5 protein-coding genes are annotated in these 6,070 nt (G+C 71.1%); 3 read left to right on the top strand and 2 right to left on the bottom strand.

What is annotated here, in order from left to right:
- Window positions 1-17 precede the first annotated feature (17 nt).
- Window positions 18-1,394 carry a cystathionine beta-synthase gene (locus AC1DS4_RS06980; RefSeq protein WP_477614725.1) on the bottom strand — a complete coding sequence of 459 codons (1,377 nt, stop codon included), beginning with the start codon at window positions 1,392-1,394 and terminating at the stop codon, window positions 18-20.
- A gap of 203 nt (window positions 1,395-1,597) precedes the next feature.
- Here AC1DS4_RS06980 and AC1DS4_RS06985 point away from each other — a divergent pair, with 203 nt between their 5' ends.
- From AC1DS4_RS06985 to AC1DS4_RS06995, 3 genes are all read left to right on the top strand, one after another.
- Window positions 1,598-2,833, top strand: a complete 1,236-nt coding sequence (locus AC1DS4_RS06985) for an SGNH/GDSL hydrolase family protein (RefSeq protein ID WP_477633082.1) — start codon at window positions 1,598-1,600, stop codon at window positions 2,831-2,833.
- A gap of 50 nt (window positions 2,834-2,883) precedes the next feature.
- Entirely contained in the window at window positions 2,884-4,107 is a 1,224-nt protein-coding gene (locus AC1DS4_RS06990; RefSeq protein ID WP_477614723.1) for an acetyl-CoA C-acetyltransferase, read from the top strand.
- 94 nt (window positions 4,108-4,201) lie between these two features.
- Window positions 4,202-5,254, top strand: a complete 1,053-nt coding sequence (locus tag AC1DS4_RS06995; RefSeq protein WP_477633081.1) for a DUF695 domain-containing protein — start codon at window positions 4,202-4,204, stop codon at window positions 5,252-5,254.
- Here AC1DS4_RS06995 and AC1DS4_RS07000 read toward each other — a convergent pair.
- A partial coding sequence (locus AC1DS4_RS07000) for an HNH endonuclease signature motif containing protein (protein ID WP_477646012.1) occupies window positions 5,208-6,070 on the bottom strand: 863 nt, incomplete at its 5' end. The two genes, AC1DS4_RS06995 and AC1DS4_RS07000, sit on opposite strands and share 47 nt — an antisense overlap.

Here is a 6,070-nt window from a genome sequence, read left to right on the forward strand (position 1 = left end):
GCGACAGGGCGCGAGGGCTAGTCGACCAGGGCGATGAGCAGGTCGGCGCGGGTCAGCACTCCGACCGGCTTGCCGTCCTCGACGACCATGATGGCGTCGGCCTTCTCGAGCTCGTGGCGGGCGACCGAGACGGGCTCGCCCGCGCCGACCAGGGGCAGCGAAGCCTCCATGTGCTTGTCGACCGAGTCGGTGAGGTGAGCGCTGCCGTTGAACAGCGCCTCGAGCAGGGCCCGCTCGCTGACCGAGCCCGCCACCTCGCCAGCCATGACGGGCGGCTCGGCCTTGACGACCGGCATCTGCGACACGGAGTACTCGTGCAGGATCTCGATGGCGTCGCGCACGGTCTCGGTCGGGTGCGTGTGCACGAGGGCCGGCATGTCCCCGGCCTTCTTGTGCAGCAGCTCGCCGACGGTGGTCTGGTCGACCGACCGCATGAAGCCGTAGGAGCTCATCCAGTCGTCGTTGAAGATCTTGGACATGTAGCCGCGCCCGCTGTCGGGCAGCAGCACGACGACGATGGCCTCGGCGGGCAGGTCCTTGGCCGCGCGCAGGGCGGCGACGACGGCCATGCCGCAGGAACCGCCCACGAGCAGGCCCTCCTCCTTGGCGAGGCGGCGCGTCATCTCGAACGAGTCGGCGTCGCTGACGGCGATGACCTCATCGACGACCTTGGGGTCGTAGGCCGTCGGCCAGAAGTCCTCACCGACGCCCTCGACGAGGTAGGGACGGCCCGTGCCGCCCGAGTAGACCGAACCCTCGGGATCCGCGCCGATGATCTGGACGCGTCCGCCCTCGCGGGTGTCGGACACCTCGCGCAGGTAGCGACCCGTGCCGGTGATCGTGCCGCCGGTGCCGACGCCGGCGACGAAGTGCGTCACCCGACCGTCGGTGTCGTCCCAGATCTCGGGCCCGGTCGTCTCGTAGTGGGAGGCAGGTCCCATGGGGTTGGCGTACTGGTTCGGCTTCCACGCGCCCTCGATCTCGCGTACGAGGCGGTCGGACGTCTCGTAGTAGGAGTCCGGGTGGTCGGGAGCCACGGCGGTCGGGCAGACCACGACCTCGGCGCCGTAGGCCTTCAGCACGTCGCGCTTGTCCTGGCTGACCTTGTCAGGGCAGACGAACACGCACTTGTAGCCCTTGCGCTGGGCCACGAGAGCCAGGCCCACGCCGGTGTTGCCGGACGTCGGTTCGACGATCGTGCCGCCGGGCTTGAGCTCGCCGGAGGCCTCCGCGGCCTCGACCATCTTCAGCGCGATGCGGTCCTTCACGGACCCACCCGGGTTCATGTACTCGATCTTGGCCAGGATCGTCGCGGCGACCCCTTCGGTGACCGAGTTCAGCTTGACGAGGGGCGTGTTCCCGACGAGGTCGGCGATGTGCTCTGCGTACTTCACCAGCCCATCCTCTCAGATGCTGGACACCCACCGGACCCGCGGCAGACGGCGGGCCAGTCACTGGAAAGTCCTCCAACTGTGCTCTCCCACAACTGGTGGAGCCCTGGGAACACCCCCCGGCGGACCATCAGAGGGGGAGGGGGCACACCATGTCATGGTCAGCCGTTAACGTCAGGGAGACCGGCGAGGAGAGGGAGCTGTCGATGGGCCGTGCTCGACGCGCGCGCAAGATCGCGGCCACCGCTGCCTACGGCGGTGGCGGTCTCGCTGCGGGCATCGGCGCCCTGGGCGCGCTGGGCTACGGCGTGCTCAAGGCCGAGGCCAAGGTCGCCCGACGGATCGTCGGCCAGCCCTTCGACGGCTCTCCGGACGACAACGGCACCTACGGCGCCGGCGTGGGCGAGCCGGTCGAGCTCATCGTCCTCGGCGACTCCTCGGCCGCGGGCATGGGCGCGGACAACCGCTACCAGACGGTCGGCGCGATCATCGCCAACGGCGTCTCCGCCCTCACCGGCAGGCCTGTCCGACTCACCAACACGGCCGTCGTGGGCTCCGAGTCCTCCGGGCTGGAGCTCCAGCTCGCCAACGCACTGGACCAGGTGGCGCGTCCCCACGTCGCGGTCATCATGATCGGCGCCAACGACGTCACGCACCGGATCAACAAGGCGGTGGCGGTACGCCACCTCGAGACGACCGTGCGGGCGCTGCGAGTGCTGGGCACCGAGGTCGTGGTCGGCACCTGCCCCGACCTGGGCACCATCCAGCCCATCCCCCAGCCGCTCCGGCTGATCGGACGCCGCTGGTCGCGCGACCTCGCCGCGGCCCAGACCGTGGCCGTGGTCGAGGCCGGGGGTCGCACCGTCTCGCTGGGAGACCTGCTCGGCCCCGAGTTCGCCGAGCGTCCGCACGAGATGTTCAGCGCCGACCGCTTCCACCCCTCCCCCGCCGGCTATGCCCGGGCCGCCTCCGCGTTGCTGCCCAGCGTGTATGCCGCCCTGGGCGTGTGGTCGGGCGAGCGGTCCGAGGAACGCACCCCCGACACCCGCCGAGGCGAAGGGGTGGGTCCCGTGGCGGTCGCAGCGGTGCACGCCGTGCGCGACCCCGGGACCGAGGTGAGCGCCACCCAGATCGCCGGCCAGAGCCGCGGCCCCCGTGGTCGCTGGGCGATGCTGCTGCGTCGCCCCCACAACCCGGTGCCCGACCGCCATGAGCAGGCGCACGGCCCGACTGCAGGCTCCAACGACAGTGCCCCACAGGTCCCGGGTGACGGCGCGACCGACCTCACCCGCCACGCTGCGCACGCGTCCGGCGTCGAGGCCAGCTCCGAGTCCGATGTCGCGTCCGGCCGCGAGTCCGGCGTCGCGTCCCGCGTCGAGTCCGGCGAGAGCAAGGACACACCCACGGACCCAGCCACACGGCATACCATCGAGGCTGACTAAGCGGTCGCTTATCTCTGCGCCGCTGGGAACTGCTGCCTGAGGAGAACCCCGTGACCGAAGCCGTCATCGTCTCGACCGCCCGCACGCCGATCGGGCGCGCATTCAAGGGCTCGCTCAAGGAGATGCGACCCGACGACCTGTCCGTGCAGGTCATCAGTGCCGCGCTGGCGAAGATCCCCGAGCTCGACCCCCGCCTCGTCGAGGACCTCTACTGGGGCTGCGCCGAGCCGTCGGGTCGGCACGGCTCCAACATGGCGCGCGTGATCGCCGTGCTGGCCGGTTTCGACGGGCTGCCGGGCTCCACGATCAACCGGTTCTGCGCCTCGTCGGTGCAGACGACGCGGATGGCCTACCACGCGATCAAGGCCGGCGAGGGCGACATCTTCGTCTCCGGTGGGGTCGAGTGCGTCTCGCAGTACACCAACTGGGCCGGGGCCGGTGGCTCGTCCGGTGACGACCAGAACCCCAGGTTCGCCGGGTCCGCCGCCCGCAGCGAGCAGATCGCCGCGAGCAACGAGACCTGGTCCGACCCCCGCCAGCAGGACCTCCTGCCCGACGTGTACCTCTCCATGGGCCAGACCGCCGAGAACGTCGCCACCCTGCGCGGCATCTCGCGCGAACGCCAGGACGAGTGGGGCGTCTCGTCGCAGAACCGCGCCGAGAAGGCCATCGCTGACGGGTTCTTCGAGCGCGAGATCGCGCCGGTGACCTTGGGCGACGGCAGCGTCGTGAGCAAGGACGACGGCCCGCGCGCAGGCGTGACACTGGAAGCGCTGCAGGGGCTCAACCCGGTCTTCCGCGAGCAGGGCACCATCACCGCCGGCAACTGCTGCCCGCTCAACGACGGCGCCGCCGCGGTGGTCGTCATGAGTGACACCAAGGCCAAGGAGCTGGGCCTGACGCCACTGGCCCGGGTGGTCTCCACCGGCGTCTCCGGGCTCTCGCCGGAGATCATGGGTCTCGGTCCGGTCGAGGCATCGCGCCAGGCGCTGGCCCGGGCCGGCATGACGATCGGCGACATCGACCTCTACGAGATCAACGAGGCGTTCGCGGCGCAGGTGCTGCCATCCGCCGATGACCTGGGCATGGACTTCGACAAGCTCAACGTCCACGGGGGCGCGATCGCCCTCGGTCACCCGTTCGGCTCGACCGGCGCGCGGATCACGACGACGCTGCTCAACGGCCTGGCTGCCCGGGACGGCCAGTTCGGTCTCGAGACGATGTGCGTGGGTGGCGGCCAGGGCATGGCCATCATCTACGAACGCCTCAGCTGAGGGTTCGCCGAGAGGCCCGGATTCCTTCCCGGTTCGCGTTTCAGAACCTCGAGATCCGGGCCTCTCGCCTGCCACCACGCGCCAGACTGTCCCCATGGGGATCTTCCGTCGCAGCAAGAACCGTGACGACCGAGGTGCGCAGCGCACGCAGGAGTCGATCGAAGCCTTCTGGTCATGGTGGGCCACCGAGGGGAGGGCCCTGGCGGAGGACAGCATCGGTGGCGGCGGCAACGAAGCCCTGGTGGCGCAGATGAGCCGAGCGGTCTCCGGCATCCATCCCGGCCTCGCCTGGGAGCTCAGTCCCGGGTCAGCCGCCAAGCACTGCCTCGTCGTGAGTCCGGAGGGGGACGCCGCCCTTCGCGCCCCTGCCCGTCGCTGGCTCAAGGCCGCTCCCGTCGCCGATGCAACGTGGGAGTTCGCGGACTCGCGGCAGGCCAACCCGGACGCGGAGGCCGTCGAGCTCGAGATCGGCGGGCAACGCATCGCCTTCGCCGAGGTGGTGGTCGGCGCGCGACGGGAAGGTCACCGCATCGACGTCAGCGTCCACCACCCAGCCTTCGCCACCCTGGACGAACACAGCCGGATCACCGTGACGTTCCTCGCCCTCGACAACGCCCTGGGCGAGACCGATGTGGAGCTCTGGGTCGGTGAGGTCGCGCCGGCTCAGGTCGCGCCCCTCGACGGGTTTGGGTTGACAGGTCTGCGCGCGGTCGTGCGCGACCTCAAGGCGGAGAACACCGACAAACACGGCCAGCCGGGCCGGGCGATCCTGAGCGGGGACGGCGAGGGCGGGCCGGTCCTCGCCATGACCCAGGTCCCACTCGCGTCGGCGACCGCCCCGGAGCTCGACACCCATGCTGCCGTCGTCGTCCCCTACGACGACCAGACCGAGCGCGGCCTGCCGGGAGAGAGTGCGCTGGCCGCACTGCGGAGACTGGAGGACTCGATCAACGAAGCCCTCGGCGACGCCGGCAGGGTGGTCGCGCACCAGTCCCAGGGCGGGGTTCGCGTCCTTCACGTCTACCTCGACGGGGCTGCGGACGCCGTCCCCCTGCTGGCCAGCATCTGCGACCCCTGGCCGCAGGACGTGCAGATCCGGGTCACCCCCGATCCCGGATGGACCAACGTCGCCCACCTGCGCACCTGAGCGGGCGCATGCCAGCGGGCCCGCCGGGGGTGGCGGGCTGTGGGGCGGGGTCATGGTCGCCAAGGTGGGGATGCAGTTGACCTGTGGGCAGTGGTCTCGAGCTGGTCCCAGACGTCGTAGGTCCTGATGGCCGGCCGAGCTCCGGCGCCGGAGCTCGAGTCCGAGCCTGCGTCCGACCCGGAGCCGGAGCAGGGGTCGGACCCGGAGCCGGAGCAGGGGTCGGAGCCGGGGTCGGAGCCGGGCCCGTGCCTGTGCAGTGGGTGAGCCAGTGGTCGTAGGCGCCGGGGGTCAGGTCCCAGTGGACCCGTTCGTCGACGAGCTCGGCGTGGTAGCCGTTGCGGTGCACGATCGTGTGGTGCCGCCCGCACAACAACGCTGCGTTCTCGAGATCCGTCGGACCGCCGTCTGCCCAGTGCCGCAGGTGGTGTCCGTCGCACCAGGACGCGGGCACGGTGCAGTCGGGGAAGGTGCACCCGCCGTCACGCAACCACAACGCCCGCAGCTGGGCGGAGGTGAACAGCCGGAACCGGCGGCCCAGGTCCAGGATCTGCCCGTCGGTGCCCAGCACCACCGGCACGACCCCGGCGTCACACGCGATCCGCCGGACCGTGTCCGGACCGATCAGGGTGCCCGCCTCTCCCGACCCGAACACGGCCGCGGCGTTCGCCCGGGCCACCAGGTCCTCCAGCGACACGGTCACGAACAGCTCCGCCTTCGGGGTGGTGGCCACCCCACCGGCCGAGGCGACCCCGCGGCGCAGCACCTCCAACAGGGCGTCCATCCGCCGCTGCCCCGACGGCCGCCGGTCCGGCTCAC

The sequence above is a fragment of the Pedococcus sp. P3_C7 genome (assembly GCF_056402615.1).

Excerpts from the sequence above, each read along its gene's own strand:
- AC1DS4_RS06985 (WP_477633082.1), top strand. The coding sequence starts at position 1,598 with ATGGGCCGTGCTCGACGCGCGCGCAAGATCGCGGCCACCGCTGCCTAC.
- AC1DS4_RS06995 (WP_477633081.1), top strand. The coding sequence starts at position 4,202 with ATGGGGATCTTCCGTCGCAGCAAGAACCGTGACGACCGAGGTGCGCAG.